Source organism: Janthinobacterium sp. 78 (genome assembly GCF_003096775.1).
GTDB lineage: Bacteria > Pseudomonadota > Gammaproteobacteria > Burkholderiales > Burkholderiaceae_D > Janthinobacterium > Janthinobacterium tructae.
The window spans coordinates 336,740-363,353 of the sequence record NZ_QENT01000001.1 but is presented as its reverse complement, the minus strand read 5'-3'; the positions used below and the strand labels follow the sequence as shown (position 1 = coordinate 363,353).

Sequence of the window (26,614 nt, the reverse complement as noted above, 5' to 3'; positions counted from 1 at the left end):
CGATCTAAGAAGATCACATAGTTTGCCCCCATCCCAGCGCCTTGTACAGGCCAATTGCATCGATGTAGGACGCCGTTTCCGCCAGCAGCGCTTCGCGCCGGATATCGAACAAGGCGCGCTGGTTTTCCAGCACCGCCTGGTAGCTGCCGGCACCGCCCTGATAACGCGTGCTGGCGATGCCGAGGGCCGCATTGCCGTGGCGCGCGGACTGCAACAAGGAGGCTAAGCGCGTCTGGTTTTCCGCCAGTTGCGTGACGGCGTTTTCCACGTCTTCCTGCGCGATTAACAGGGCCTGTGCATAGCGCGCCAGCGCGCCGTGCGCTTCGGCTTGCGTACCGCGCAAACGTGCCCGCACGCTGCCCAGGCGGAAGGCTGGATAGCTGACGGAAGGCGCTACCTCAAAGGCGCGCGCGCCGCCGTCGAACACGCCGCTGCCGCGCAGCGCAAAGAAGCCCAGGAAACCGCCGAGGCTCAGGCGCGGATACAGGTCCGCCGTGGCGGCGCCCACATCTTCGCTGGAGGCGGCCAGCAGGCGTTCGGCGCGCACCACGTCGGGACGCTGCTTGATCAGGCGGTTGACGTCGCCCAGCGGCAGTTGGCCCGCCAGCGGCGCCTGCTGCCGCGGCTGAGTGGCCAGCGCGATGGCGCCAGGCGCTTGTCCGCTCAGCACATCGAGCCGGTACTGCGCCTGGCGCAAGCCCGCCTGCATCGGCGGCAGCATCGCCTCGCTGCGCGCCAGGTTGGCCAGCGCATTATGGCGCTCTTCCGGTAAGCCGCTGCCGGCGCGGATGCGCGCGTCGGTCAAGGCCACCGTATCGCGCCAGCTTTGCACCTGCGCCTGCGTCAGCGCCAGGTTCTGCTGGTAGCCCAGCGCCTCGTAGTAATTGCGCGCCACTTCGGCGGCAATCGTCAGCTGCACCTGCCGCAAGTCCGCCTGCGCGGCGTCGGCGCGCGCCTGCGCCGAGCGGGTGATATGCGCCAGGCGGCCGAACAGGTCGATCTCCCATTGCGCGTCGAATCCCACGCGCGTATTCGCCGTAGCGGCGCGGCTACCGGGCGTGTCTTGCTGCACCTGGCGCTGCCATCCTGCCTGGCTGGTGACGGCAGGCAGTTCGTCGAGGCGGCGCTCGTCGAAGATGGCGCGCGCGGTCAGCAGGTTGGCTTGCGCCTGCGCGATATCGAGGTTGTGTTCGAGCGCGCTGGCGATCAGTTGCGACAGGCGCGCATCGTCAAAAAATGTCCACCAGGCGGCCTGGCTGACGGCGCTCGCACCGGGCGCGAATTGCGCTTGCTGCGGACTGGCCAGGTGGACGTTGGGCGTGCCCGGCGTGACGTAGGCGGGACTGATGGCGCAGCCGGCCAGCAGGGGGAAAAGGGCAGCAAAAAGGGAGGCTAGATAGCGGTCATTTTTCATACGGATTCCTTCAGCGCCTGCGACAAATCTCGCGCGCGCGGCGTGGCATGGTCGGCCGTGTGGCGGCGGGCCAGAAAGGTGTACACGGTGGGCAGCACGAACAGCGTGAAGAAGGTGCCGATCAACATGCCCGAGACGATCACCACGCCCAGGCCGAAGCGGCTGTTGGCGCCCGCGCCGGAAGCGAACAGCAGCGGCACCAGGCCCACCACCATGGCCGCCGTCGTCATCAAAATGGGGCGCAGACGGATCTGCGCCGCCTTGCGGATCGCGCTCATGCGGTCCAGCCCTTCATGCACCTGCAATTCATTGGCAAATTCCACCATCAAAATACCGTGCTTGCTGATCAAGCCGATCAGGGTCACCAGGCCAATCTGCGTGTAGATGTTGACGGTGGCGTAGCCCAGCGCCAGCGGGATCAGCGCGCCGCAGATCGACAGCGGCACCGTGATCAGGATGATCAAAGGGTCCGTCAGGCTTTCATACTGCGCCGCCAGCACCAGGTAGATCACAACGACGGCCGCGAGGAAGGCCAAGAGCAGCGCACTGCCTTCCGTGGCGAACTGGCGCGCGTCCGATTGCCAGTCGTAGCTGAAGCCCGGTGGCAGCGTTTTTGCCACGCCATCGAGGAAGGTCACGGCGTCGCCCAGGGTCACGCCTGGTGCGGGCACGCCCTGGAAGGTGGCCGCGTTTTGCTGGTTGAACTGCGTCAGCATGTTCGGCTCGATCTGCTCCGTTACCGAGACAACAGCGGACAGGGGCAGCAGGCTGCCGTCGTCGGCGCGCACGTACTGCTGCGTCAGGGCTTGCGCCGTCAATCGCTGTTCGCGCGGGCTTTGCGCGATGACGTCATACGCGCGGCCATCCATGCCGAAGCGGTTCAGGTAATTCTCGCCCACCAGCACGGCCAGCGATTCGCCGATGTCCTGCATGCGGATGCCCAGGCTATTGGCTTTTGAACGATCCACGCGCACTTTGACCACCGGGTTGTTGTAATCGAGGTCGCTGTCGACGGCGGCAAACAAGCCGCTATCGCGCGCGCGCTGCTTGACGTCTTCCATGGTGCGGAACAGGGTGGCGTAATCCTGCGCGCTGCGCAGCACCAGCTGCACGGGCAAGCCACCGCTCGATCCGGGCAAGGGCGCCAGCTGGAAGGCGAAGATGCTGGTGCCTTCCACGTCGCCCACGGCGTGCTGCAATTCGGCCTGGATGACGGCCGCGTTGCGCGAGCGTTCGGCCCATGGCGTCAGGTTGATGCCGCCGATGCTCGATGCCGGGCCTTCGCCGCCGTTGATGATCCAGCGCGACGCCGTTTCGGGGATATTTTTGTAGATGGTATCGAGCTTGTACGAGAAGCGTTCGACGTAATCGAGGTTGGCATGCTGCGGCGCCTTGATCGCCGTCAGCACGCTGGCCTGGTCTTCCGCCGGCGCCAGTTCGCGCTGCGGCAGCAGGTACAAAAACGGCAAACTCACCATCACCAGCGCGGCGAAACCGGCGCTCAGCCAGCGGTGGTGCAGGGAGCGGTCCAGCAGGCGCGCATAGCGGCTGGTCAAGCCTTCAAAGAAATGCTCGGCGGCGCGCGCCATGCGCCCTTCCGATTGTTTCGGCTGCAGCAGCAAGGAGCTCATCACGGGAGACAAGGTCAGCGCCACCACGCCCGACACCACCACGGCGCCGGCCAGGGTCAGCGCGAATTCCTTGAACAGCGCGCCCGTGAGTCCCCCCATCATGCCGATCGGCGCATACACGGCCGCCAGCGTGATCGTCATGGCGATGACAGGGCCGGCCACTTCGCGCGCCCCCACCAGCGCGGCCGCCACGGGCTTCTTGCCTTCCTCGATATGCCGGTGCACGTTTTCCACCACGACGATGGCGTCATCGACCACCAGGCCCACGGCCAGCACCATCGCCAGCAAGGTGAGTAAATTGATGCTGAAGCCGAAGGCCAGCATCAACGCCGCCGCACCCAGCATCGACAAGGGGATCGTCACGACGGGAATCAGCACGGAGCGCAAGGAACCCATGCACAAATAGATGACGATGACGACGATGAGAAGCGCTTCGAGCAGGGTGTGCGCCACCTCGTCGATGGACGACTGGATGAAGCGCGCCGTCTCGAACGCCAGCTCGACTTTTACGCCCGGCGGCAGGGTTTTCTGGATCTCGGGCAGCAGTTTCTTGATGCCGTCGACGATCACCAGCGGGTTGCCGCCCGGCGTGGGCGACAGGCCCAGATACACGGCCGGCACGCCGTCCATGATGCCGCTCGTCTCCGTGGCGGCCGCGCCCAGTTCCACCGTGCCCACGTCCTTCAAACGCACGAGCGCAGCGCTGTCTTTGGCATCGCCGCCCTTGGTGATGACCATGTCGCGGAACTCCGCCACGCTGGTCAGGTCCGTGTTGACGCTGATGTTCGAGACGACGAATTGTCCCTTCACTTTGCCGGGCGCCGCCTGGTAGTTATTGCGCCGCACGGCGTCGGCCACGTCGGCGGCCGTCAAGCCGCGCGCCGCCAGTTTTTCCGGGTCGATCCACAGCCGCATGGCCAACTGCTGGCCGCCATACACGTCGACTTTGGCCACGCCGTCGATGGAGGCGAACATCGGCTGCACCACGCGCGCCAGATAATCGGTCAGCGCGGGCGCCGAGACGCTCTCGCTGGCAAAGCCCACATAGGCGACGGCCGAGGAGTCGCCGGCCGCGCGCTCGATGACGGGGTCAAAAGCGCCTTCGGGCAGCTTGTAGCGCACCTGGTTGACCTTGGCCATCACTTCCGTCAGTGCTTGCGTGGAATCGCGGTTCAGTTCCATGCGCACAGTGACCGTGCTGCTGCCCTGCACCGAGGACGAGGTCAGGTAGTCGATGCCTTCCACCGATGACACGGCTTGCGCAATCGGCTGCGTGACAAAGCCCTGCATCAGTTCCGCCGAAGCGCCCGGATACGTGGTTTTCACGGTGATGGTGGACGATTCGAGCATCGGGTACTGGCGGATCGGCAGCTGCTTGATGGCGATCACGCCCAGCATCAAAATCAGGGTGCTGATCACCAGCGCCAGCACGGGGCGGCGTACGAATAAATCGGTAAATTTCATCGTGTGCGCTCCTTAGGAACCGGCCCTGGGCGCGGCGCGCTTGGCCTCGTCCAGGGTGTTGGCCACGGCTTGCACGGCCATGCCGTCGGCCAGTTTCAGCTGGCCCGAAGCGACCACGCGCTGGCCTTCACGCAAGCCATCGATAATGGCCACGCGGCCCCCTGCCCGCTCGCCCAGCTTGACGCCCACGCGCTTGACGGTGAGCGGCTGTTTGCCCTGTTGCTGCGCGACGAAGACCGTGTCGCCATACGCGCTGTAGGTCACCGCCGTTTCCGGCACCGTCAGCTGCTGGCCCGCTTCACGCGCCACGCGCACATTCGCGTACATGCCCGCCTTGAGCGCGCCGCGTGGATTTGTCAGCGTCGCCTGCACCTGCACCATGCGCGAGCGGGCGATCAGCGGGTCGATGGCGTTGATCTTCGCTGTAAAAACGTCGCCCGGATAGGCGTCCACCAGCACTTGCACGGCCTGGCCCGGCGCCAGTTTCGCGCTGCTCTGTTCATCGAGAGCGAAGTTCACCAGCAGCGACTTCGTGTCGATCAAACTGGCCACCGTGTCGGCCGCGTTCAAATACTGGCCCGCGTGCACCTTGCGGATGCCCAGCTGCCCCGCGAACGGCGCGCGGATGGTCTTTTGCGCGATCAGCGCTTGCGTCTGGCGCACGTCGCCCAGGGCCGCGTCGCGCGCGGCCAGCGCAGTGTCGAGTTGCTCCTGCGTGGCCGCTTTTTCCTTGACCATCTGCGCCGTGCGCGCATGGCTGCTTTCCGCGTTTTTCAGTTGTGCGCGCTGGCGCAGCAGGGCCGCCTGTTCTGGCGCGTCATTCAGCTGTACCAGCACGGCGCCGGCTGCCACCTGCTGCCCCGATTCGAAGCGGATCTGCGTGACGCGCCCGCCCGTTTCGGCCGCCACTTGCACCTGGCGCGCCGCTTCCAGTTCGCCCACGCCGGCGAAGTAGCGTTCCTGCGTGCCCAGCACGACGGGCACCAGCGCCACCTTGGTGGCGGGGGTGGCGGGGGCATCGGCCGCATGCGTAGCGGCTTGTGATGCAGCGCGCGGGTACAGCGCGGCGCCCGCGACGGCCAGCGCGATGGCCAGCGCGGAGGCGCCAACGATTTTCGTATTCATGATGCAGTCCTTTACAGCAGTACAAAAAGACAAAGAAGAGGCGCAGCGGAGGCTGATCAGGTCCGCTGCGCGTTGAAGAGGAAGAACAAACCCAGGGTCCACAGCACCAGCACCAGGTGCGTCGTCTGCAAGCCTTCCTGGGCGATCCAGTAGCCGAACCACAGGCCGCCCAGGTGCATCAGCAGCAAAAAGGCGGCCATGGCGCACAGGGCCAGGTTCAGCCAGGGCAAGCCAGCGGCCAGCCCGCCGCCGAGAAACAGCGCCAGGCCCGTCCAGGCAGCGATGGCGGCGGCAAGCTGCAGCGCCAGCACCACGCCCAGCGATAGCCGGTGCAAGGTCAGCGAGGTGAGGGCGCGGCGCAGCAGCGGCGTCTGGATGGTCGGGTCCTGGCGCAGCGGGTTCATGCGCATGGTGTTGCCGATGGCCCAGACGGAGCCGTGGAAGGCGTGCAGGTTGTTGATGGCGGCCAGGGTGAGCCAGATGGCCAGGCCGGTAGCGAGGATGGCGTGAAACAGCCAGATCGAGTGCTGCAGCTGCATGGGATTCCAGTCCAAAGAGTGTCTTGCCGGCAAGCGGACGTGGAAACTCCTCGACAGCGGGGAGCTACCGGCCTATTATGCAAGCAATTAGTTGGTTAACTGGCCCCATGATAGTTGAGCGAAATGAATTACACAAGTAAACGTTTGGATAATAGCGAAGCGCCGCAAACCACGGAGCGCATCCTGTATTTCATCAAGACCAAGGGACCCGTCTCCACGGCGACCCTGGCCAAGACCCTGGACATGACGGGCGAGGCGGCGCGCCAGCAAGTGCAAAAGCTGGTGGCGGCGGGTCTGATCGAAGGACGCCAGGAAGCGCAGGCGGGCGCCGGGCGGCCGCGCCAGAACTGGGTCTTGACGGAAGCGGGCAATGCGCGCTTTCCCGACACGCATGCGCAGCTGACGATCAAGCTGATCGGTTCCGTGCGCCAGCTGTTCGGCGAGGCGGGGCTGGACAAGCTGATTACCCAGCGCGAAGAGGAAAGCCGCAGCGCGTATGCGCTGGCGTGCTCGGCGCCGGACTTGCCCACGCGGCTGCAGCAGTTGGCCGTCGTGCGCGATGAGGAGGGTTATATGGCCCGCGTGGAAGCGGACGGCAAGGACTGGCTGCTGATCGAAGACCATTGCCCGATCTGCGCCGCCGCGCGCACTTGCCAGGGCTTTTGCCGCTCCGAATTGCAGCTGTTCCAGGAAGTGGTGGGACCGAACGCCAGCATCGTGCGCGAGCAGCATGTGCTGGCGAACGCCATGCGCTGCGTGTATCGGATCAGGGTGCTGCCCTAGTCTTTCGGAAACAGCGGCCAGGTCAGCAGCGCCACCAGCCCCGCCAGCCACCAGACGACGGGCCAGCTACTGGCCGCCAGCAAATGCGGGATGGCCATCGGCGTAAGAAACAGCCCCACGTAGACGGCCGTATTCGCCATGCCCAGGGCCGTGCCCGCATGGGCGGCGCCCGCTTCCGTCGCCAGCTCCGTGTAGGCCACGCCATGCCAGGCGGACACGGCGATGCCTGCAGCCACCACGGCGGCCATCAGCAGCCAGCCCGGCGCCTCCGTCCAGGCGATGCATCCGAGAAAAATGAACGCAGCCAGCGCCACCAGGGCCGAGCCGCGCAGGTAGGCGGGCCGGTTCGCGTGGCGGTCCGTGTGGCGTCCGCTCCAGATGCGCATCACCATGGCGCCCGCCTGCAGGGCCACCATCACGGCCGTGATGGCGGCCAGGCCCAGGTGGCCATGGTCGTGCAGGAACACGGTGGCGTAGCTGAGCACGGCAAATTGGGGCACGCACAGCAAGCCGATGGCCGCCACCATGCGCCAGACTTTACGATTGCGTAAAGGTTGCGGTGGCATCGCCTCAGACACGCCCGTGGACGCGTTGTGCGGCCCCGTGGCGGCCTCGGCAGAGAAATCGGGCTCATGCATCCAGCGCCACGTAAAAAACGCCGACAGGCCGCATACGAGGGCCAGGGCGCCAAACGCGGGCATGAAGCCATAGGACGATGCCAGGCTGGGCAGGATGAGGGCGCCGAGGCCGCCGCCGAGCGGCACGGCCGTCTGGCGGATGCTCATGGCGAAACCCCGTTCGCCGGCGCCGAACCAGCGCATCACGGCGCGGCCGCTGGCGCCATTCACGCTGCCGCCCAGCACGCCCACCAGCGCCAGCCCGGCCGCCAGCGCCCATAACGGCGGCACGGACCCGTCAGCGGGCGTAATCCACAGCAGCAAGGTCAGCAGCGCCAGCATGGTGCCCAGCAAGCCCGTCAGCAGCACGGGGCGGTCGCCCCAGCGGTCGGTGGCCATACCCCACGGCAATTCGGTCAGGGCCACGCCCAGGCCCATGGCGCCCAGCGCCACCCCCAGTTGCGTATTGCTCAGGTGATAGCCGCTGCGCAGCCAGATGGCCGTGGTGGGCATGCCGTTGGCGGCGGCGGAAAAGCTGGCGTTGGCGGCCACGCCGACGGCCAGTACTTTCCAGCGGTGGGCGTCGCCCAGCGCGGGCGCGGTGACGGGAAGGGAAACGGCAGGGCAGCTGGTGCGCATGGCAGGGAGGGAAAAGTGGTTGACCCTGCCAGTGTTGCGCAGTACGATCATTCTGAATATCAGATAATTTACGCTATACCATCCCATAAAACCGGACGATTGCATTTTCCCCATGAGCCTGCTGAATTTCGACATCGCCTTCTTGCGCAGCTATGTGGCCGGCATCGAGCTGGGCAGCTTTGCCCGCGCGGCCGACAAGGTGGGCCGTTCCACCTCGGCCGTCAGCGCGCAGCTGAAAAAACTCGAGGAGCAGGCGGGCATGCCGCTGTTCCGCAAGGATGGCCGGGGGCTGGCGCTGACGCCGTCCGGCGAAGTCTTGCTCGGCTATGCGCGCCGGCTGCTGGAACTGAACGACGAGGCGGCCGTCGCCCTGCGCGGCGCGGAACTGGAAGGCTGGATCAGGCTCGGTTTGCAGGAGGATTTCGGCGAAGCCTTGCTGCCCGAGGTGCTGGGGCGCTTTGCGCGCGCGCATCCGAAAGTGCGCATCGAGGCGCACGTGGCGCGCAACACGGCCTTGATGCAAGGGCTGGCCATGGGCCAGCTGGACCTGGCCCTGCTGTGGGGCGGTGCCTGCATCGCCGATGTGGCGCAGTACCCGCTGCCGCAGCGCCAGCAGATTGCCGAACCGGCCATGCGCTGGATCGCCTCGTCCAGCCTGGCCTGGCGTCCCGAATCGGGCGAGCCTTTGCCCTTGATTACGTTTGACCGCGACTGCCTGTTCCAGCGCTGCGCCACCCAGGCGCTCGATGGGGCCGGCATCGCCTGGCGCACGGCGTTTACCAGTCCCAGCCTGGCGGGACTGTGGGCGGCGGCCGCCGCCGGGCTGGGCGTGACGGTGCGCACGGCGTACGGCCTGCCCTCGTCCGTGCGCGCGCTCGACCATGTGGACGCGGGCTTGCCCGCCCTGCCCGCGCTGTCGCTGGAATTGCTGCGTGCCTCCAGCGTGCCCAGGCCGCCCGTCGAGCGGCTGGCGGCCCTGATCATCGCCTCGCTGCAGCAAGATGCGGCGTAACACGCCTGCAATTCAAGTGCGCGCGATCAGCACTTGCACGGGCGCCATGGGGAAATCGCTGGCGCCGTATTGCTCCACTTGCGTCCAGCCCGTGTCGCGCAGTCGCTGCGCCAATTCCCCCTGGCGCGTTACCGTGCGGCCCAGCATGCGCATCGGCAAGTAATACGGCAACACGCGCGCCGCGTCAACGGGCGCCGGGGCGATTTCCGCCTGCACGCAAACGAAGACGCCACCAGGTTTCAAGGCCGCATGGATCTTGCGCAAAGCCGCCGCCATGTCGGGTACGAAGTGCAGCACGGACGAGCACCAGATCAGATCGTAATGCGCACCGATATCGTCGCTGTCCAGGTCGCCGCCCACAGTCTCCAGGCGGTCAGAGAGTTGGGCATGGGCGATGTTCGCGGCAGCCACCGCCACCGTTTCCGGCCAGTCGAAAACGCAGCCGTGCACGCCCGCGTGGGCTTGCGCCAGCGCAATGGCAACCCAGCCGGGACCGCCGCCCAGGTCCAGCAGGCGCAGCGCCGTGTCGCGTCCCGCAAACGGGGCGATGCGCTGCATCACGGACAAGGCCGCGCGCATGGTGACGGCGCGCTGCTCCTGGCCGATCTGCTGTTGTGCGGCAACGGCCCAGTTGACCCCATTTGCCGCGCTGTACGGCGCCGCCTTGCCGCCCTCGCGCACCAGCGTACTCAGCTGGGTGGCGAAGTGGCGCAGCGCATGCAGCCGGTACAGCCAGGCGTCGCCGCAAAAGGCCACAGAGTCGCGGCAGAAATACTGCAAGGTGGTGGCCGTGCAGCGGTAGCGCTGTGCATCTGCGTCGCCCTCGTCGCGTTCCAGCACCTGCATGCTCCAGAGTAACTCCAGCAGCAGCGCCGTGTGCGGCGCATGCAGCGACAGGACTTCGGCCAGTTGCGCCGGCATGTGCGGCGTGGCCAGCACCTCGAAAATGCCCAGTTCCAGGGCGGCGGCCAGCCCATCGGCCTGGACGGGGGCGACGGCCAGGTCCCAGTACGGCTGCAAGGCGTGTTGCGGATTGAATGACATGATCTTCCTTTCGGCGAGGTGGGCATCAGCGTCATTTTATGCAACAATGAGAATAATTATCATTTGCGTTTGTATGCCGGACGGCGCATTTCGTATGCGCGACGGTGCGCAGGGACAGGAGGAGTGATGGCAGGACAGGACAGGGAAGCGGCAGGCTGGACGCGGCGCCAGCTGGACCCGGGGTTGAAAGAGTGCCGCGCCGACCAGCGTCAGGTCGAGCAGGGCTTGCTGCTCGTGCATTCCGATTACCGCCCGCGCCTTGCGCTCGTCGAGCAGTCGCAGCATGACGATGCGGGCGGCCTGGTCATTACCATCGGCCTGGAAGGCGCGTCCGGCTACACCACGCGCGATGGCGGGCAATTGCATTTCCGGGGAGGTCATACGACGCTGACGGCGTTTCACCACGTCAGCGGCGAGCGCCGTTTCGAGGCGCATCAACGGGCGGTGCAATTGCGCGTGCTGGTCGGCGAAGAGGCGCTGGCGCGCTACTGGCCGGAAGGCTTGACTTCCCTGCTGCCCAATGGCGGTGCGCGCCAGCTGGCGCATGCGGCCACCACACCCACTGCCGCCCTGCACGCGCGCTCCCTGCTGCGCGCGACAGACCCGCTGGCCGTGCATATCGGCGTGCTCAGCTTGCTGGCGGAGCAGTTGCGGGCACTGCGGCCGGCGCCCGCGCCCGTGCCGCGCTGGTCCGAGGCCGATATCGCCAGACTGGAGCGCGCCTACGCGCTGATGCAGGAACAGATGGCGCAGGAACTCACGCTCGACTACCTGTGCGCGCAAGCGGGCCTGAGCCTGTTTAAACTCAAGCAGGGGTGGCGCTACCGCTACAACGACAGCCCGCAGCGCACCCTGCTGGCGCTGCGCATGCAGCGGGCAAAGTTACTGTTGGAAAATGGGTGTCAGGTGGCGCAGGCGGGCTGGCAAACGGGTTATCGGCATCCGGCCAATTTCAGCTCCGCGTTCAGCCGCTATTTCGGCTACGCGCCGAAGACCGTGGGACGCGCCGGCGGGTAAAAAGCCGGTGTAGAATCGGCGGGCACACTGTACGCATTCGACCTACAAGGAGACATGATGGCCCGCAAAATCTTTGTCAATCTGCCCGTCCAGTCGCTGGAACGCTCCGTGGCGTTTTTCACGGCGCTGGGCTTCAGCTTCAATGCCCATTTCACGGATGAAACGGCGACGTGCATGATCGTTGCCGACGACATCTTCGTGATGCTGTTGACGCACGATAAATTCCAGCAGTTCACGCCCAAGCAGCTGTGCGACACCAGGGTGGCGACGGAAGTGCTCGTGTGTTTGTCGGCCGAGAGCCGCGGCGAAGTCGATGCGCTGGTGGCAAAAGCCGTCCAGGCGGGCGGCAGCATCTACAAGGAGCCGATGGATTTCGGCTTCATGTATGGCCACAGTTTCCAGGATCCCGATGGGCATCAGTGGGAGTTGATGTTCATGGAGCCGAGCGCCGTACCGCAATAGCAGCGCAATCCGACAATACAGGCCAACAATGTTGTCGGATTACGCTGCGCTAATCCGACCTACCCGATCCGTAGCGTAGGTCGGATTAGCGGCGGCACGCCGCGTAATCCGACACGATCCGTCTGCTCAGCTTAAGAAGCCAGCGCCAACAGGTCGACCACTTCCAGCCCGGCCAGATCCTGCGTCGTGTTACCCGCAAACGCGGCGCGGCTTTGCTGGCCGTTTTTCAGCCAGGTGCGCGTGACATCCTTGATCTGCGCCAGGGTGCAGGTCAGGACGCCGGTGCGGAACTGCTGGCGCACGGCTTCCGTCGTGCCCCGTTGCTGCATGTTCCACGCCGTCAGCGCTTCCGCGTACGGCGAATGCGGCTTGTCGAGGCCCTTGATGACGCAGATGATGGCTTCTTCCACCTGCTCTTGCGAGAAATCGCCGTCGAGGATCTGATCGAGCGTCGTGCGGAAGTCGGCAAACGTGCCGGCCAGGCGCGGATCGCGGTAGGAACTCAATGTAAATGTTCCTGCGCCGGCCGCGTAGCTGGCGCTGCCGCCATACGCGCCGCCTTTTTCGCGCAGCGCCGTATGCAGCACCTGATTCGTCATCAGTTCGGCGGCCACGGCCAGGGCGGAAGCGTCCGGATTGTGCACGCCGGGGACGGCCCAGGAAACGAAGCAATGGTTAATCTGGCTCGTCGCATGCAGCGCCGTGTTGGCCAGCGGCAAGGCCGCCGGTGCTGGCACGGCCGTAGGGACAGCCGTGTCGACGCTGGCCGCCGGCAATTCCAGCAAGCGGGCCAGGGCGATGCCATCGTGCTCCAGGCCCGCGCACAGCACGGTTGGTGACTGGGCGATGATGTGCGCATGCAGGGTGTCGAGTTCGTGTGCGATTTCCTGCAAGCCTGCCGAGGTTTTGCTCAGCTGCTGCAAACGGCGGTAGAACGGCAATGCGGACGGGCCGCCGACGATGTCGTCGAAGCGGCGCGTGGGCGACAGCGGCGCTGCCGAGGCCAGCATGGCGTAGCGGTTGCCCGATTCGGCCAGGCTGCTCAATTTGTCTTGCACCAGGCTTTCGATCAGGAAGGCCAGGCGCTCTTCTTCATCGAAGCGGGGCTTGGCGATCCATGCCGACAGCACGGCGGCAATCGCTGCGTGTTCTTCGCGCAAGCCGCTGGCCGAGAACGACAGTTCCACGCGCATCGCTTGCTGCGGGCGGGGAATCGCTTCCAGGCCGATGTGGAACGAGGGCACCATGCTCTGGCGCCAGGCGCTGGCGTCGTCGAACGACATGTCGCCCACGCCCAGTTCCGGCGCCAGGTCCGTGTACAGGCGCAGCCATGGCCACGACGCTTCCGGCAAGCTCGACACGTCGTACAGCACGTTGGCATAGCTGATGCCGTTGGAGGCAATGGAAAACGCTACGGCGCCATCGACGGCGGGGGGAATCGGCAGGGCCGGGCGCGGCGCGGCGCTGACGTCGCCAGGGCGGATGCGCGGCAAGACTTCGGAATTCGATGGCAATTGCTGATGCGTTTCCAGCGCGGCGGACTCGGCGACAATGTGCTCGCGCTCGGCATCCGTCAGGCGCGCTTGCAGGGCCGCCAGCTTGGCGTCTTCCTGGGCGGCACGGTCCGTGAAGTAGGCGCTGTCGGGCACCACGTGCGTGGTCAAACGGGTCGGATTGGCGATCAGTTCGCGCACCAGTTGCTTGAAGAATTCAGGGTCTTCGATCTGCTGTTCCAGTGTTTCCAGGATGGCCGCATTGTCGAAGGCGTCCATGACGTCGCCGCCATACATGGCCAGCGGCAAGGCGTGCAGCAAGCGGCCCAGGCCGTAAGGCATGCGGCCGCTGCTGATTTCGCGCTGGCTGTATTTGATGTCGCGCAAGGCCGCGTGCAGCACGGCGGCGGGAATGCCCTCTTCCGCCGTCTCTTCCAGGGCCGTCCAGATGCGCTGGTGCGCATCGGCGATCTGTTCCTGCGTCAAACCTTCCATGCCGATGTGGAATACCATCTGGCGGATGCCCGCGTCGCGGCCATTCATGTCCGATGGGCGGCCATAGCCGGCCGATTCCATGGCGCGCATGACGGGCGCCGACGATTCACCCAGCAAGCCGTGCGACAGCAGATGCGCGTGGTAGTAGGCGATCGGGTCGCTCGATTCGCCCATCAGCCAGGCGAATTGCAGGCCGAACTCATCGTCGCGCGCTTCCTGTGATGGAATCTTGACGATATTTTCCTGCGGCGCGGTCCAGGCGGGGGCCAGCTGCGGCAGGCGGCGCTCGGAGAAACCGCTGAGTTTGGACAGCACGCGCTCGGCCACTTGTTCCTGCACGGCCGACGCTTCGATATTGCCGGCGGTCATGATCACGGCTTGCGACGGGTGGTAATGGCTGGCGTGGAATTCTTTCAGCATGGCATGCGTGAGTTCCGGTATCACCAGCGGATCGCCGCCCGATTCCACTTCATACGTCGTGCCCTTGAGCAAGGCGCTGGCGATGCCGCTGTCGAGCGCGCGCATGGGGCTGTTGAAAGCACCCTTCATTTCATTGAAGACGATGCCCTGGTACACGAGCTTGTCGCCTTCGAACGCATGGCGCCAGCCTTCCTGGCGGAAATTCAGGTAATCGAGGTTCGGGAAGAAGGCCGCATCGAGGTAGACGTCGAGCAGGTTGAAGAAATCCTTGCGGTCGGTGCTGGCAAACGGATACACGGTGCGGTCCGGATAGGTCATCGCATTCATGAAGGTGGCCGTCGAGCGGCGCAGCATCGAGAAGAACGGGTCGCGCACCGGGTAGCGCGACGAGCCGCACAGCGCCAGGTGTTCGAGGATGTGGGCGCGCCCGTCGCTCACTTCGGGCACAGTGGGAAAGGCCACCAGGAACACCATCTCAGCCTGCTCGGTATGCATGTGGATATGGCGCATGCCCGTTGCTGGCTCGACATATTGCTCGATGGTTGCCTGCAAGACTGGAATGAAATTGCTGCTGACTTTTTCAAATGTGCTCATGCGGTATGGGATCTCTTCAGTAGGTGAAACGGATAGTCGGTGGGGCTGCATCACATGTGGGGGCAAAGTGGCGTAATGCCAGGGCTGGCCGCCAGGGCGGGGTGTCACTTTGATGCCTGTATGAAGTTTTCCCTATTGTACTAGGAGTACTCGTGCGCCGCCGCCAAGGCCTTGCTGGCGGCCGGAAAAGCGACAGTGTTGCAAAATTAACCATTTCCGGGTGGGTGGCGTCTGCGAATGAACGCTTAGCGTACCATGCGCCTTTTCCCCCTTGCTGACCGAACCGAAGGCGCTTACCTTGTCCAGACTGTCCTTTCGCCAACTGTTATTTGCCGCCTTCATTTTGACGACGGGCATTTTGACGGCCACCTCCGTGCAAGCCCTGCTGACCCTGGAGCACCTGGCGCGGCTGGGACGCGAGACGGCGGCGCAGGCGATTGCCTTGACGGAACAGTCGCAGCGCCTGTCCGAGCGCACCCTGGCCATGGAACGCAGCGCGCGCCAGTTCCTTGTGCTCGATGATCCCGTCTTCCGCGAGCGCTATGCGGCGGCGCGCGACGAAGCGACGGCGGCGCTACAAGTGCTGAACCGCGCCACGCCCGAGTTTGCCTCGCAGCTGGCCGACGAGTGGACGGCGCAGGCGCAGTCGGCCTGGGAAGTCTTGCAAGCAGGTAAGCGCCGCAAGCGCGATGGCCACGCCGTCGTGTACCGCGCGTTTGCCCGCATGACACAGATCAATGACAGCCTGGCGCGCGAAAGCAAGACGGAAATCGGCAGCCGCAACGACGCCCTGCTGGCCGAGCTGGAACGCCAGCGCCGCGTGCTGGGCATGCTGGTGGGCGGCGCCGTGCTGCTGGCGGCCGTGCTGGCGACCTGCTTCGGTTTTCTATTGTCGCGCCCGCTGCGCCGCATCGAGTCGGCCATCGGGCGCCTAGGCGAAAAGCGCTACGATCAGCCCATCGTCGTCGGCGGCCCGGCCGACACGCGCCGCCTGGGCCAGCAGCTGGACTGGCTGCGCCAGCGCCTGGCGGACCTCGATGCCGACAAGGAACGTTTTTTGCGCCACATCTCGCATGAGCTGAAGACGCCGCTGGCGGCCCTGCGCGAAGGCGTGGCCTTGCTGGAAGACGAGGTGGCCGGCAAGCTCAGCGATGGCCAGCGCGAAATCGCGGGCATCCTGCAGCAAAACACGGCCTCCTTGCAAAATCAGATCGAAGACTTGCTGCGCTACAATACCGCCGCCTTTGACGCCCAGCATCTGGCGCACAGCAAGGTCGACTTGCTGGTCTTGCTGCAAGATGTGGTGGCCGGGCAGCGCCTGCAATGGCTGGCGCGCCGTTTGACCGTCGAGGTGCAGGGCGAGTCGCTGATCGTGCAGGCCGACCGTGACAAGCTGGCAACAGTGCTGGCGAACCTGCTGTCGAATGCCGTGCGCTTCAGCCCGGAAGGCGGCACCGTGCGTTTTACCCTGTCTTGCGAAGGCCGCCGCGTGCGCATCGACTGCATCGACGAGGGTGCCGGCGTGGCGCCCGAGGATGCCGCGCGTATTTTTGAACCGTTTTACCAGGGAGTGCGCCAGGCGGCCGGCGCGCGCAACGGCAATGGCATCGGCCTGTCCATCGTGCGCGAATATATCGCCGCGCACGATGGCAGCGTCACTCTTTTACCGCGCCCCGCTGGCGCGCATTTTCGGATAGAACTGCCCTTATGATGACGAGAACTTCCTTGGCCGGCATGGCCGCCTGCGCGCTGCTGTTGGGCGCTTGCGCCGCCAAGCCCACTATCCAGACGCCCGTGCTGGTGCAAACGCCGCCGCGCTTGGTGGTGGTGATGGACCCCCAGCTGACCGAACTGCTGGCGTATCAGAGCGCCTTGCGCCTGATGACGCCGTCGGAACTGGTGAAAGCCCAGCTGGACCTGGCGAAGGCCGATCACGCGCCGTCCAACACCATCCGTCGCGCCATGCTGCAAGCGACAGTGCGCGGCCCCGGCGACCTGGCCCGCGCGCAAGCGTTGCTGGAACCGCTGGCCACGGCCACGGGCAAGGACGCGCAACTGCTGGCGCCGCTGGTGCAATTGCTCAGCAGCCAGTATGCGGAACTGCGCCGCCAGGACGAGAGTATCGACAAGCTCAATGCGCAGCTGCGCGACGCCCAGCGCCGCAACGACTTGCTCAATGAAAAACTCGAGGCGCTGAAAAACATCGAGCGCAGCCTGTCCGTGCGCCCTGCCGCGGGAGCGCCGAAATGAATGCCCAGACGCACGCCCACATCCTGTTGGTCGACGACGATCCCGACCTGCTGCGCCTGCTGACCATCCGCTTGAAGGCGGGTAATTATCGCGTGACAGCCGTGGGCAGCGCGGAAGCGGCGCTGGCGCGCCTGGCCGTGGAATTGCCGGCCCTGGTCATTACCGACGTGCAATTGCCTGGCCGCGACGGCCTGGCCCTGTTCGATGAAATCCGCCGCCAGCACGCGGCCCTGCCCGTCATTTTGCTGACAGCCCACGGCACCATTCCCGATGCCGTCGAGGCCACGGCGCGCGGCGCGTTTGCGTATCTGACAAAACCGTTCGATGGCAAGCTGCTCATGGAAAAGGTGGCGTATGCCATCAACTTGTCCACCGTCATGCCGGCGCCCGCGTCCGGCGACGAGAGCTGGCGTGCCGAGCTGATCAGCCGTAGCGCGCAGATGGCCGAGTTGCTGGCCGAAGCCAAGCTGGTGGCCGGGTCCGACGCCAGTATTTTGATCCGTGGCCCCAGCGGCACGGGCAAGGAATTGCTGGCGCGCGCGCTGCACAACGCCAGCCGCCGCGCCAAGGCGCCGTTCATCGCCGTCAACTGCGGCGCCATTCCCGAGCAGTTGCTGGAATCGGAACTGTTCGGTCACGTGAAGGGCTCGTTTACGGGCGCCGTCGGCAACCGCGAAGGCTTGTTCCTGGCGGCCGATGGCGGCACCCTGTTTTTAGATGAGATCGGCGACATGCCGCTGCCGCTGCAGGTGAAATTGCTGCGCGTGCTGCAGGAGCGGGCCGTGCGGCCCGTGGGCGCCGACCAGACGCGCCCGGTCGATGTGCGGCTTCTGTCCGCCACGCACCGCGACCTGGACGTGGCGATGGCGGAAGGGCAATTTCGCGAAGACCTGTATTACCGCCTCAACGTGGTCACCTTGACCCTGCCGCCGCTGGCCGAGCGCCGCGAAGACATCTCCCTGCTGGCGAACCATTTTCTGCAGAAACTGGCGGCCAAGTACCAGAAACCGCTGAACGGTTTCGCGCCCGACGCCCTCACGGCCCTGGTGGCGGCGCCATGGCCCGGCAACGTGCGCCAGCTGGTCAATGTGGTCGAGCAAGTGTGCGCGCTGGCCACGGCGCCGCTGGTGCCCCTGAGTCTGGTGCAGCGCGCGTTGCGCGTGCCATCGCTGGAAGCGCTCAGCTACAACGAAGCCAAGCAGCGTTTCGAGCGCGACTACCTGATTCAATTGCTGCGCCTGACGGATGGCAACGTGGCCGACGCGGCCCGCCTGGCCGACCGCAACCGCACGGAGTTCTACCGCTTATTGCAGAAATACGAGCTGACGCCGGCCCTGTTCCGGCTTGACGGCGACCCTGTCGCTGAATAGCGACAAAAATAAAGTGTTGTAAATCAGGGACTTAGTCAGAAACATTGATATTGTTGCCATAAGCTGTCGCTGTCTGGCGACAAAAAGCCCTGTTTTTCCGTCCAGATCCGGCGGAAACGCGCTGGAAAAATCGAGTTTGGCTGTAAGTCGTTGATTTTGAATGTAATTTAAAAGCTGGCACGGTGCTTGCTGTATGGGTAGATGTGACGCTTCAACGTGTTGCTTTATCTAAGTAAGAAGCTTTTAACTTCATTGAGAGGAACTACCATGCAAACATCGAAACTGTTCAATACCCTGGTCACCGCTATCGTACTGTCGGGCGCCTCGATCACCGCTTCGCATGCCGCTGACTCCGCACCAAAAGCACAAGCTCCTGCTGACACTGTCGTGGCCGCCAACGCCGCCGCAGCCGTCCCTGATGAAACCATCACTTCCTCGGCCAAGGCCGCCCTGAGCGCCGATGCGCAAGCCGCTACCCTGCCAGTCAAGGTAGCAACCCAGCAAGGTGTGGTCGTCCTGTCGGGCGATGTACCGAGCGCCGAAGCGGGTGACCGCGTCGTGCAGATCGTCGCTTCCGTGAGCGGCGTGAAAGAAATCAAGAACGAGCTGAAAGTCAAAGCCGCCGGTTAAACGCCCTCGCGCTGTACTTTACTCCGGGTTGCCCTGTCTGCGGACAGGGCATTTTTTTGTCCGCACGGTTTACCGGGCAAGCCATGCCGCCAGGCAAGGAGCTGGACAATGCAGGTAGAATAGCCAGCACTGGCGTCGTTTCCGGCGCTGTTTGTCATCCATGGCGCAGTGTTGCAAGGCTGGGCCGCTACCAGGCTACCGCATGTCTTCTTTTTCCCCCGCCGCCCTGCTGCGCAATCTGAAACCCGATAATTTCACCATCGCCCTGCTCGTCACCGTGGCGCTGGCCAGTTTCCTGCCTTGCACGGGCACGACGGCCGTGGTCTTCGGTCACGTCACCACCGTCGCCATCGGCGCCCTGTTCTTCCTGCATGGCGCCAAGTTGTCGCGCGAAGCCGTGGTGGCCGGCGTCATGCACTGGCGCCTGCATTTGCTGGTGCTGGCCAGCACGTTCATTTTGTTTCCCCTGCTGGGACTGGCCCTGCGGCCGCTGGCGCTGACTTTTCTCACGCCCGAGCTGTACGTGGGCATCCTGTTCCTGTGTGCCCTGCCATCGACCGTACAGTCGTCGATCGCCTTGACAGCCATGGCGCGCGGCAATGTACCGGCCGCCATTTGCAGCGCCTCGGCCTCGAATTTCATCGGCATTTTCCTCGCTCCCATCCTGGTCGGCTTGCTGGTGGCGAAAGGCGGGGCAAGCAAGTCGTCGGTCGACGCCGTGCTGTCCATCGTCATGCAGCTGCTGCTGCCCTTCCTGGCCGGCCAGTTCCTGCGCCGCTGGATCGGCCGCTGGGTCGACCGCCACAAAGCCACCCTGAAATACGTCGACCAGGGTTCGATCTTGCTGGTGGTCTACACGGCCTTCAGCGAAGCCGTCAGCGAAGGCCTGTGGCACACGATCTCGGTGGAAACGCTGGTGGCGCTGGGCGTGTTCAGCATCTTGCTGCTGGCGCTGGTCCTGGGCCTGATGACGTTCATCAGCCGCCGCCTGGGTTTTAACAAGGAAGACGAGATCGCCATCGTCTTTTGCGGTTCGAAGAAAAGCCTGGCCAGCGGCGTACCCATGGCCAAGGTGCTGTTTGCCACCCACTCGCTGGGCATGGTGATTTTGCCGCTGATGCTGTTCCACCAGATTCAATTGATGATCTGCGCCGTGATTGCGCAGAAATATGCGCAGCGCAAGGATGACCTGGATAGTGAGAAAGTGGCCGCTTAAGACTGCGCTTGAAGCAAGTTCAGCCGTCTTGACTTGCGCCATGGCAGAACGTTGTATATGCGTGTATATTACGCTCCTTGTTCACCGTTCACTTGACAAGGATACGATCATGCGCCTCACCTCCCTCGCCCGCCTGCTTGGCGCCGCTCTTCTCGCCACCGCCGCCACCTCCGCCGTTGCCGGCGAAGTGGTGGTGTCGGCCGCGGCCAGCCTGACGAATGCGTTCAAGGATGCGGCGCAAAGCTATGAGGCGCAATATCCGGGCAGCAAGGTGTCCTTGAACTTCGCCGCTTCGGGTGTGCTGCTGCAGCAGATCGTCAAGGGCGCGCCCGTGGATGTGTTTGCTTCGGCCGACCAGGAAACCATGGATGCGGCGCAAAAGCAGGGCCTGGTGCTGCCGGCCGAGCGCATGGATTTCGTCAGCAACAGCCTGGTGCTGATCGTGCCGCACGATAGCAAGCTGGGCATCAAGAGCTTGAGCGACCTGACGCACAAGGGCGTGACCCGCGTGGCCATCGCCAACCCGGCCAGCGTGCCCGTGGGCCGTTACTCCGAAGGCGCGCTGAAGAAGGCCAAGCTGTGGGACGCCGTGCAAGCTAAAGCCATCGGCACGCAGAACGTGCGCCAGTCGCTCGACTATGTGGCGCGCGGCGAAGTCGATGCGGGCTTTGTCTATGCCACCGACGCGGCCATCATGAAGGATAAAGTCAACGTGGTGCTCGACGTGCCATTGGACGCGCCCGTGCTGTACCCGATCGCCACCATCAAGGGCAGCGGCAATGCGGCCGAAGCGAAGCGCTTCGTCAGCTACCTGCAGACGGCGCCGGCGCAAGCCATTCTCGCCAAGTACGGTTTTAAAAAGCCATAAAGCAAACGACTGCACATGGATATCGCCTGGACCGCGCTGGCCCTGTCGCTCAAAGTAGCGGCCTGGGCCACGGCGCTCAATTTGTTGCTCGGCATCGGTACGGGCTATCTGCTGGCGCGCACGCGTTTTCCCGGGCGTGAGCTGCTCGACGCCCTGTTGACCCTGCCGATGGTGATGCCGCCCACCGTGCTCGGCTATTACCTGCTGGTGCTGCTGGGCCGGCGCGGCACCCTGGGCATCTGGCTGCAGGATAACTTCGGCATTAACCTCATCTTTACCTGGCAGGGCGCCGTCATCGCTTCCACGGTGGTGGCCTTTCCCCTCGTCTTCAAGCCCGCGCGCGCCGCCTTCGAGGCCGTCGACGGGCAGCTGGAGCAGGCGGCCCGCGTGCTGGGTATCTCGGAAATGGCCATCTTTTTCCGCGTGACTTTGCCGCTGGCCTGGCGCGGCATCCTCGCCGGCGTGCTGCTGGGTTTTGTGCGCGCGCTGGGCGAATTCGGCGCCACGCTGATGGTGGCCGGCAGCATCCCCGGCAAGACGCAGACCCTGTCGGTGGCCGTGTATGAAGCCGTGCAGGCGGGCCAGGACGACGTGGCCAATACGCTGGTCGTGACTATCTCGCTAGTCTGCATCGTGGTGCTGCTGTCGGCTGGCCGCCTGGCGCCCGGGCGCGTCGCGCACAAAGGACACTGAGGATGACGCCCATGCAACTCGACCTCGACATTCGCGCCACCTTGCGCTCCGGCAAACGCCGTTTCGACATGCAGGTGCAATGCACCTCGAACAGCCAGCGCATCGCCGTGTATGGCCCGTCCGGTGCCGGCAAGAGCATGACCCTGAAAGCGATTGCCGGACTGTTCACACCGGACGCCGGCCATATCCGCCTGAATGGCCGCACCCTGTTCGATTCCGCCGCCGGCATCAACCTGCCGCCGCAGCAGCGCAACGTGGCCTACCTGTTCCAGGATTACGCGCTGTTCCCGCACCTGACGGTGCGCCAGAACGTGGGCTTCGGCCTGAGCCGCGGCTGGTTCAACCCGGGCGCGCGCGAAAAATTGCAGAAGGTCGAGCATTGGCTCGACGCCTTCCACTTGCAGGAACTGGCGCAGCAGTTTCCCGACGAGTTGTCCGGTGGCCAGCGCCAAAGGGTGGCGCTGGCGAGGGCACTCGTGGCCGAGCCAGCCGCGCTGCTGCTCGACGAGCCGTTTGCCGCCCTCGATCCGGCCCTGCGTGTCAAAATGCGCCTGGAACTGAGCCAGTGGCAGCAGCGCCTGGACGTGCCCATGATCCTGATCACCCATGATCCGGAAGATGCGCGCATCCTGGGTGAACACGTGCTGTACTTGCGCGACGGACAGATCGATAACAGGGAAGAACACATGGCATTGGGTGAACGCATTGGATAAATCAGCGGCAGCGGAAATCGGCCTGCAAGGCTCGGTATGGATGACGGTGGGCGGAGAAAATCTGGGCGGCGCCGGCAGGGTGGAATTACTGGGCGCCATCGCCGAATGCGGCTCCATCACGCAGGCGGCCAAGCTCGTCAAGATGAGCTACAAGGCGGCCTGGGACGCCATCGACGCGATGAACAACCTGGCTGGCGAGCCGCTGGTTGAGCGCTTGACGGGCGGCAAGGGCGGCGGCGGCACGCGGCTGACGCAAAGGGGGCGCCAGCTGGTCGACAATTTCCGCATCATCGAGCGCGAGCATGCGCGTTACCTGCGCCAACTGGGCAGCCAGGCCGAAGGCATCGCCGACGATCTTTTACTCATACGGAGAATGGCCATGAAAACCACGGCACGCAATCAATTCCTGGGCAAAGTTACCGAACTGAAACAGGGTGCCGTCAACGATGAAGTCACGCTGGAATTGCCGGGCGGACAGCACATCGTTGCCATCGTCACGCAGGGCAGCAGTGCAAGCCTGGGCCTGGTGCCGGGCGCGGAAGCGTTTGCGCTGATCAAGGCGTCGTCGATCATCCTCGTGGCGGACAGCGCAGGGGCGCGCTTTTCCGCGCGCAACCAGTTGGCCGGCACCGTGACGCGCGTGCAGACGGGCGCCGTCAACACGGAAGTGGTGCTGGACTTGCCGCGCGGCGGCACGATAGCCGCCATCATCACCAACCAGAGCAGCACCGACCTGGGCATCGCCATCGGCAGCAGCGTGACGGCGATGTTCAAGGCGTCCAGCGTGATTCTCGGTGTGCCCGCCTAAACCCAAAGCAAGGACTAAGTTCCGGGGTCAGACCCGGCGGGTCTGACCCCAGCTTTACGTTGCGGGTTTAATCCTTCAACCTGGACAACCAATTCGCCGCCGCCGCCAGCGCCTGTTCCAGCTCCTGCGCCGTCTGCGCCAGCAGCGCTGGCACCTCGTCCAGGCGGCCCGCGTCGATGGCTTCCTCGGTGGCAAACGCGGCGCGAATCAGACGTTTCGTGCCCAGGGTGCCGACGGAGCCGCGCACGCCGTGCAGGATGCGCGCCACGTCGCTGTGGCGGCCCGTTTGCAACGCTGCTTCGGCGTCGCGCACGGGCGTCATGCCCTTGTTCAGGGCGTCTTCCACCATGCGCCGCAGCACGCCGCGGCCTTTCGCATCGCGGCCCATCACGCGCATCAGCGGCGCCATGGAAAATACTTCCTCATCGGCAACCGTTACCGGCTCGGCCGTCTGCACGGGCGGGCGCTTCGGCAGGTGGCGCAGGATGACTGCCATCATCTCTTCCACCACCACGGGCTTGGCGATGAAATCGCTGATGCCGGCCGTCATGCAGCGCTCGCGTTCGGACGCCAGCACACCGGCCGTCATGGCGATCACGGGCAAGTTCAAGCGCAGTTCCGTGCGGATGATATGGGTCGCGCTGAAGCCGTCCATGACGGGCATTTGCATGTCCATCAGCACGATATCGTAGCGCAGCGCTTCCGTGCGCAGCCGTTCCACCGCTTGCAAGCCGTCACCCACCACGTCCAGGGTGGCGCCCATGTGCTCGAGGATGCCGCGCGCCACGGCCTGGTTCAAATGATTGTCTTCCACCAGCAGGAAATGCACGCCGGCCAGTTCCGTGCCCAGCGGCTGGTGCAGGATGCGCGGTTCGCCGCCGTCGTTCTTGGCGATCAGCGCCTGGTGCAGGGCATCGAACAGGCTCGAACCCGTGATCGGCTTCATCAGCACGACATCGGCCTCGGCCGCGCTGGAGATTTCTTCCAGGTGGTTGCGCGCGAAGGCGTTGACCATCACCACGATGGGCTGGCGCTGGCCGCTGGCCGCCTGGCGGATGGCCTTGGCCGTGGCCAGGCCGTCCATGACGGGCATGTGCCAGTCGGCCAGCACCACGTCGTACGGTTGCTGCTGCGCCAGGCGTTCGCGGTACAGTTCGATGGCGGCAAAGCCGGAGTCCACTTCGTCGGCCAGCCAGCCCCAGGCCTCGATCAGCTTGACGATCAGTTCGCGCGTGGTGCGGTTATCGTCGGCCACCAGCAGGCGCAGCTGGCCCAGTGCCGGCGTGCGCCGCGTTTCGGCCGGCTGCGCCAGCATCTCGAACGGCACGCTGAACCAGAAGCGGCTGCCCTTGCCTTCGCTGCTGGCCACGGCGATATCACCGCCCATCATGTGGATCAGCTGCTTGCTGATGGCCAGGCCCAGGCCCGTGCCGCCGAAGCGCCGCGTGATGCTCTGGTCGCCCTGTGAAAACGCGGCAAACAGCTGCTGTTGCTGCAGTTCCGTCATGCCGATGCCCGTGTCGCGCACTTCGAAGCGCAGCCAGGCGCGGCCGTTCTCTCTCTCGGCCAGGCTGACGGCCACCACCACTTCGCCGCTCTCGGTAAACTTGATGGCGTTGCCGGCCAGGTTGACGAGGATTTGCTGCAGGCGCTGGGCGTCGCCCATCAGGCGCCGCGGCACGTCGGGCTCGACGGCGATGGCCAGTTCCAGCTCCTTTTCGCCCGCATTCATGGTCATCGTCGTGGCCAGCGTGTTCATGACTTCGTCGAGGTCGAATTCGACGGGCGACAATTCCATGCGGCGCGCCTCGATCTTCGAATAGTCGAGCACGTCGTTGAGGATGCCCAGCAGCGATTGGCCCGCCACGCGCACCATGGTCAGATACTTGCGCTGTTCCGTATCGAGCCTGGTATTGCCCAATAAGTACACCATGCCCAGCACGGCATTCAGGGGCGTGCGGATTTCATGGCTCATGTTGGCCACGAAATCGCTCTTCGCGCGGTTGGCCGCCTCGGCCCGGTCGCGCTCCTGTTCCAGCTCCGCCGCGCGCGCTTCGAGTTCCTGCTGCAGGCGGTCGCGTTCGCTCATCAGGCCGTTGAACGCTTCCGTCAGTTCGCCGATTTCGTCGCGCTGCCGCACCGGCACGGGCGTGAAACGGCTGCCGCTGGTGCGCATGGCTTGCAGCGTGTCGCGCAGGCGCACCAGCGGCGACAGCAGGCGCACGGTGACCCAGCCCAGAATAAACGCGGCCAGCAGCGAAGCGAGGACGCTCCACAGCACCAGCCGGTACAGCACGCCATCGAACGGTTCGAAGGCATCGTCGAGAGGCAGCGAGGCGGCCAGCAGCCAGTTCACCGATTTCAGGCGTTTGAAGCTGTTGACGGCCGTGATGCCGCGGCTGTTGGTGCTGACCATGCTGCCTTCGCCATCTTGCTTCAGCAACTGCGTGGTGGTCAGGTTGGCGTTCGGCAGGCGCGGCTGCAGCAAGCGGCTGGTGTCGGGGTGCAGCACGTAGCGCGGCACGGCGCCGCGCGTGAGGATGAAGTAATAGCCGCTCTTGCCGATCTTTTCCGAACGCAAGCGTCCCAGCAGGTTGTCCTTGTACAGGCGCAGCACGCCGATCACCACGCCAGCCACCTGGCCATCGGCGGTGAGCACGGGCGCCACCATCTGCACGATGGGCATGCCGCTCGACTTGCCCAGCATCGGCTCGGTGATCATGGGCTGGCGCGTGCGCAGCACGGTCTGGAAATATTCGCGCTCGGCGACGTTGATGCCGGCGCGCCCCGCTACTTCCGGCATGTCGGCTACGACGGCGCCTTGCGCATCGAGCACCAGCACGTCGTCGAACAGTACCAGCATCGAGCGGCGCGAATAGTATTCGCGCAATTGGGCGGGCTGGGCGATCAATGCCGGCGGCTGTTGCCGGGCCGTCAAAGTGACGATCTGCAGCAGCATGCCCAGCTTGTCGTCGAGTTCGGCAGCGGTGCGGGTGATCAGGGCAGACTGCTGGCTCAGCAGTACTCGGGTGAAGTCGGCGCGCATGCGCTGCACCTGTATCATGGTGACCAGCGCGATCATGGCGATCGAGGTCAGGCTGGTGGCCAGCGCGACTTTTGCTTTGATGCCGAGAGGCTTCATGATTTCCTTTTCAGTACCGGGCGGTACAGGCGGCAGCTAATGCTGTCGGGAATTTTCCTATCAATACATCAACTTGGCAAGCGGCGCTGCGCAAATTGCCTTCCCCACATGGGCTTTTAACGATGTTGCCATATAATCAAAGTCAGAACGTCGTTTATTCAGCGGAAATGCGGTG

At 64.8% G+C, this 26,614-nt stretch carries 21 protein-coding genes; 13 read left to right on the top strand and 8 right to left on the bottom strand.

Translation table 11 applies throughout. The annotated features are described in order from the left end of the window. Positions 1-13: 13 nt before the first annotated feature. Genes C8C92_RS01505 through C8C92_RS01490 form a run of 4 tightly spaced genes read right to left on the bottom strand, consistent with a single transcriptional unit; the run spans position 14 to position 6,173 of the window. Positions 14-1,414 (bottom strand): TolC family protein, encoded by a 1,401-nt coding sequence (locus tag C8C92_RS01505; RefSeq protein WP_116742841.1) that lies wholly within the window; start codon positions 1,412-1,414, stop codon positions 14-16. After that, on the bottom strand, positions 1,411-4,509 hold the full coding sequence (locus tag C8C92_RS01500) for a MexW/MexI family multidrug efflux RND transporter permease subunit (RefSeq protein WP_116742840.1): 3,099 nt from the start codon (positions 4,507-4,509) through the stop codon (positions 1,411-1,413). The genes C8C92_RS01505 and C8C92_RS01500 overlap by 4 nt, the downstream gene beginning before the upstream one ends. Positions 4,510-4,521: 12 nt before the next feature. Next, a complete protein-coding gene (locus tag C8C92_RS01495) occupies positions 4,522-5,634 on the bottom strand; it encodes an efflux RND transporter periplasmic adaptor subunit (RefSeq protein WP_116742839.1) in 1,113 nt (370 codons plus the stop codon). A gap of 56 nt (positions 5,635-5,690) precedes the next feature. Then, on the bottom strand, positions 5,691-6,173 hold the full coding sequence (locus C8C92_RS01490; RefSeq protein ID WP_116742838.1) for a DUF2165 family protein: 483 nt from the start codon (positions 6,171-6,173) through the stop codon (positions 5,691-5,693). Positions 6,174-6,296: 123 nt separating this feature from the next. Between C8C92_RS01490 and C8C92_RS01485 the strand changes: the two genes are divergently transcribed. Continuing rightward, positions 6,297-6,956, top strand: a complete 660-nt coding sequence (locus C8C92_RS01485; protein WP_116745808.1) for a MarR family transcriptional regulator — start codon at positions 6,297-6,299, stop codon at positions 6,954-6,956. Here the strand turns inward: C8C92_RS01485 and C8C92_RS01480 are convergent. After that, positions 6,953-8,212 carry an MFS transporter gene (locus C8C92_RS01480; RefSeq protein WP_243420384.1) on the bottom strand — a complete coding sequence of 420 codons (1,260 nt, stop codon included), beginning with the start codon at positions 8,210-8,212 and terminating at the stop codon, positions 6,953-6,955. The two genes, C8C92_RS01485 and C8C92_RS01480, sit on opposite strands and share 4 nt — an antisense overlap. 112 nt (positions 8,213-8,324) lie before the next feature. On the opposite strand from C8C92_RS01480, the gene C8C92_RS01475 reads away from it, so the two are divergent. After that, positions 8,325-9,224 carry a LysR substrate-binding domain-containing protein gene (locus C8C92_RS01475; protein ID WP_099761260.1) on the top strand — a complete coding sequence of 300 codons (900 nt, stop codon included), beginning with the start codon at positions 8,325-8,327 and terminating at the stop codon, positions 9,222-9,224. A 12-nt stretch (positions 9,225-9,236) separates the two neighbouring features. Here C8C92_RS01475 and C8C92_RS01470 read toward each other — a convergent pair whose 3' ends face one another. Continuing rightward, positions 9,237-10,268 (bottom strand): class I SAM-dependent methyltransferase, encoded by a 1,032-nt coding sequence (locus C8C92_RS01470; protein WP_116742836.1) that lies wholly within the window; start codon positions 10,266-10,268, stop codon positions 9,237-9,239. A gap of 126 nt (positions 10,269-10,394) precedes the next feature. Between C8C92_RS01470 and C8C92_RS01465 the strand changes: the two genes are divergently transcribed. Together C8C92_RS01465 and C8C92_RS01460 are read left to right on the top strand one after the other, a co-directional pair. Then, the gene (locus C8C92_RS01465; protein ID WP_116742835.1) at positions 10,395-11,285 is read left to right on the top strand and encodes an AraC family transcriptional regulator; all 891 of its coding nucleotides are present in this window, start codon (positions 10,395-10,397) and stop codon (positions 11,283-11,285) included. A 57-nt stretch (positions 11,286-11,342) separates the two neighbouring features. Then, on the top strand, positions 11,343-11,747 hold the full coding sequence (locus C8C92_RS01460; RefSeq protein WP_116742834.1) for a VOC family protein: 405 nt from the start codon (positions 11,343-11,345) through the stop codon (positions 11,745-11,747). A 131-nt stretch (positions 11,748-11,878) separates the two neighbouring features. Here the strand turns inward: C8C92_RS01460 and C8C92_RS01455 are convergent, their stop codons facing one another. Next, entirely contained in the window at positions 11,879-14,749 is a 2,871-nt protein-coding gene (locus C8C92_RS01455; RefSeq protein WP_116742833.1) for an insulinase family protein, read from the bottom strand. Positions 14,750-15,047: 298 nt separating this feature from the next. On the opposite strand from C8C92_RS01455, the gene C8C92_RS01450 reads away from it, so the two are divergent. From C8C92_RS01450 to C8C92_RS01410, 9 genes are all read left to right on the top strand, one after another. Continuing rightward, positions 15,048-16,460, top strand: coding sequence for an ATP-binding protein (locus C8C92_RS01450; protein WP_116745807.1), 1,413 nt, complete (start codon positions 15,048-15,050; stop codon positions 16,458-16,460). Beyond that, positions 16,457-16,999 carry a hypothetical protein gene (locus C8C92_RS01445; RefSeq protein ID WP_243420084.1) on the top strand — a complete coding sequence of 181 codons (543 nt, stop codon included), beginning with the start codon at positions 16,457-16,459 and terminating at the stop codon, positions 16,997-16,999. The genes C8C92_RS01450 and C8C92_RS01445 overlap by 4 nt, the downstream gene beginning before the upstream one ends. After that, the gene (locus tag C8C92_RS01440; protein WP_116742832.1) at positions 16,996-18,369 is read left to right on the top strand and encodes a sigma 54-interacting transcriptional regulator; all 1,374 of its coding nucleotides are present in this window, start codon (positions 16,996-16,998) and stop codon (positions 18,367-18,369) included. The genes C8C92_RS01445 and C8C92_RS01440 overlap by 4 nt, the downstream gene beginning before the upstream one ends. Positions 18,370-18,636: 267 nt before the next feature. Then, entirely contained in the window at positions 18,637-18,999 is a 363-nt protein-coding gene (locus tag C8C92_RS01435; protein ID WP_116742831.1) for a BON domain-containing protein, read from the top strand. A gap of 202 nt (positions 19,000-19,201) precedes the next feature. Continuing rightward, a complete protein-coding gene (locus C8C92_RS01430; RefSeq protein WP_116742830.1) occupies positions 19,202-20,215 on the top strand; it encodes a bile acid:sodium symporter family protein in 1,014 nt (337 codons plus the stop codon). A 109-nt stretch (positions 20,216-20,324) separates the two neighbouring features. Continuing rightward, positions 20,325-21,083, top strand: a complete 759-nt coding sequence (gene modA, locus C8C92_RS01425; protein ID WP_116742829.1) for a molybdate ABC transporter substrate-binding protein — start codon at positions 20,325-20,327, stop codon at positions 21,081-21,083. A 15-nt stretch (positions 21,084-21,098) separates the two neighbouring features. Then, positions 21,099-21,776 carry a molybdate ABC transporter permease subunit gene (gene modB / locus C8C92_RS01420; protein ID WP_116742828.1) on the top strand — a complete coding sequence of 226 codons (678 nt, stop codon included), beginning with the start codon at positions 21,099-21,101 and terminating at the stop codon, positions 21,774-21,776. An 11-nt stretch (positions 21,777-21,787) separates the two neighbouring features. Next, positions 21,788-22,489: an ATP-binding cassette domain-containing protein gene (locus tag C8C92_RS01415; protein WP_116745805.1), complete on the top strand. Its 702-nt coding sequence runs from the start codon at positions 21,788-21,790 to the stop codon at positions 22,487-22,489. A gap of 40 nt (positions 22,490-22,529) precedes the next feature. After that, entirely contained in the window at positions 22,530-23,297 is a 768-nt protein-coding gene (locus C8C92_RS01410; RefSeq protein ID WP_116742827.1) for a TOBE domain-containing protein, read from the top strand. 67 nt (positions 23,298-23,364) lie between these two features. On the opposite strand, the gene C8C92_RS01405 is transcribed toward C8C92_RS01410, so the two are convergent. Beyond that, positions 23,365-26,439, bottom strand: a complete 3,075-nt coding sequence (locus tag C8C92_RS01405) for a response regulator (RefSeq protein WP_116742826.1) — start codon at positions 26,437-26,439, stop codon at positions 23,365-23,367. Between the last annotated feature and the right edge of the window lie 175 nt (positions 26,440-26,614).

Bases quoted from the DNA above. Each gene is read 5' to 3' on its own strand.
- C8C92_RS01415 (WP_116745805.1), top strand. From the start codon at position 21,788: ATGCAACTCGACCTCGACATTCGCGCCACCTTGCGCTCCGGCAAACGC.
- C8C92_RS01480 (WP_243420384.1), bottom strand. From the start codon at position 8,212: ATGCGCACCAGCTGCCCTGCCGTTTCCCTTCCCGTCACCGCGCCCGCG.
- C8C92_RS01460 (WP_116742834.1), top strand. From the start codon at position 11,343: ATGGCCCGCAAAATCTTTGTCAATCTGCCCGTCCAGTCGCTGGAACGC.
- C8C92_RS01470 (WP_116742836.1), bottom strand. From the start codon at position 10,268: ATGTCATTCAATCCGCAACACGCCTTGCAGCCGTACTGGGACCTGGCC.
- C8C92_RS01410 (WP_116742827.1), top strand. From the start codon at position 22,530: ATGACGGTGGGCGGAGAAAATCTGGGCGGCGCCGGCAGGGTGGAATTA.
- C8C92_RS01405 (WP_116742826.1), bottom strand. From the start codon at position 26,439: ATGAAGCCTCTCGGCATCAAAGCAAAAGTCGCGCTGGCCACCAGCCTG.
- C8C92_RS01485 (WP_116745808.1), top strand. From the start codon at position 6,297: ATGAATTACACAAGTAAACGTTTGGATAATAGCGAAGCGCCGCAAACC.
- C8C92_RS01500 (WP_116742840.1), bottom strand. From the start codon at position 4,509: ATGAAATTTACCGATTTATTCGTACGCCGCCCCGTGCTGGCGCTGGTG.
- modB (WP_116742828.1), top strand. From the start codon at position 21,099: ATGGATATCGCCTGGACCGCGCTGGCCCTGTCGCTCAAAGTAGCGGCC.
- C8C92_RS01435 (WP_116742831.1), top strand. From the start codon at position 18,637: ATGCAAACATCGAAACTGTTCAATACCCTGGTCACCGCTATCGTACTG.
- C8C92_RS01505 (WP_116742841.1), bottom strand. From the start codon at position 1,414: ATGAAAAATGACCGCTATCTAGCCTCCCTTTTTGCTGCCCTTTTCCCC.
- C8C92_RS01445 (WP_243420084.1), top strand. From the start codon at position 16,457: ATGATGACGAGAACTTCCTTGGCCGGCATGGCCGCCTGCGCGCTGCTG.
- C8C92_RS01440 (WP_116742832.1), top strand. From the start codon at position 16,996: ATGAATGCCCAGACGCACGCCCACATCCTGTTGGTCGACGACGATCCC.
- C8C92_RS01495 (WP_116742839.1), bottom strand. From the start codon at position 5,634: ATGAATACGAAAATCGTTGGCGCCTCCGCGCTGGCCATCGCGCTGGCC.
- C8C92_RS01490 (WP_116742838.1), bottom strand. From the start codon at position 6,173: ATGCAGCTGCAGCACTCGATCTGGCTGTTTCACGCCATCCTCGCTACC.
- C8C92_RS01430 (WP_116742830.1), top strand. From the start codon at position 19,202: ATGTCTTCTTTTTCCCCCGCCGCCCTGCTGCGCAATCTGAAACCCGAT.
- modA (WP_116742829.1), top strand. From the start codon at position 20,325: ATGCGCCTCACCTCCCTCGCCCGCCTGCTTGGCGCCGCTCTTCTCGCC.
- C8C92_RS01475 (WP_099761260.1), top strand. From the start codon at position 8,325: ATGAGCCTGCTGAATTTCGACATCGCCTTCTTGCGCAGCTATGTGGCC.
- C8C92_RS01455 (WP_116742833.1), bottom strand. From the start codon at position 14,749: ATGAGCACATTTGAAAAAGTCAGCAGCAATTTCATTCCAGTCTTGCAG.
- C8C92_RS01465 (WP_116742835.1), top strand. From the start codon at position 10,395: ATGGCAGGACAGGACAGGGAAGCGGCAGGCTGGACGCGGCGCCAGCTG.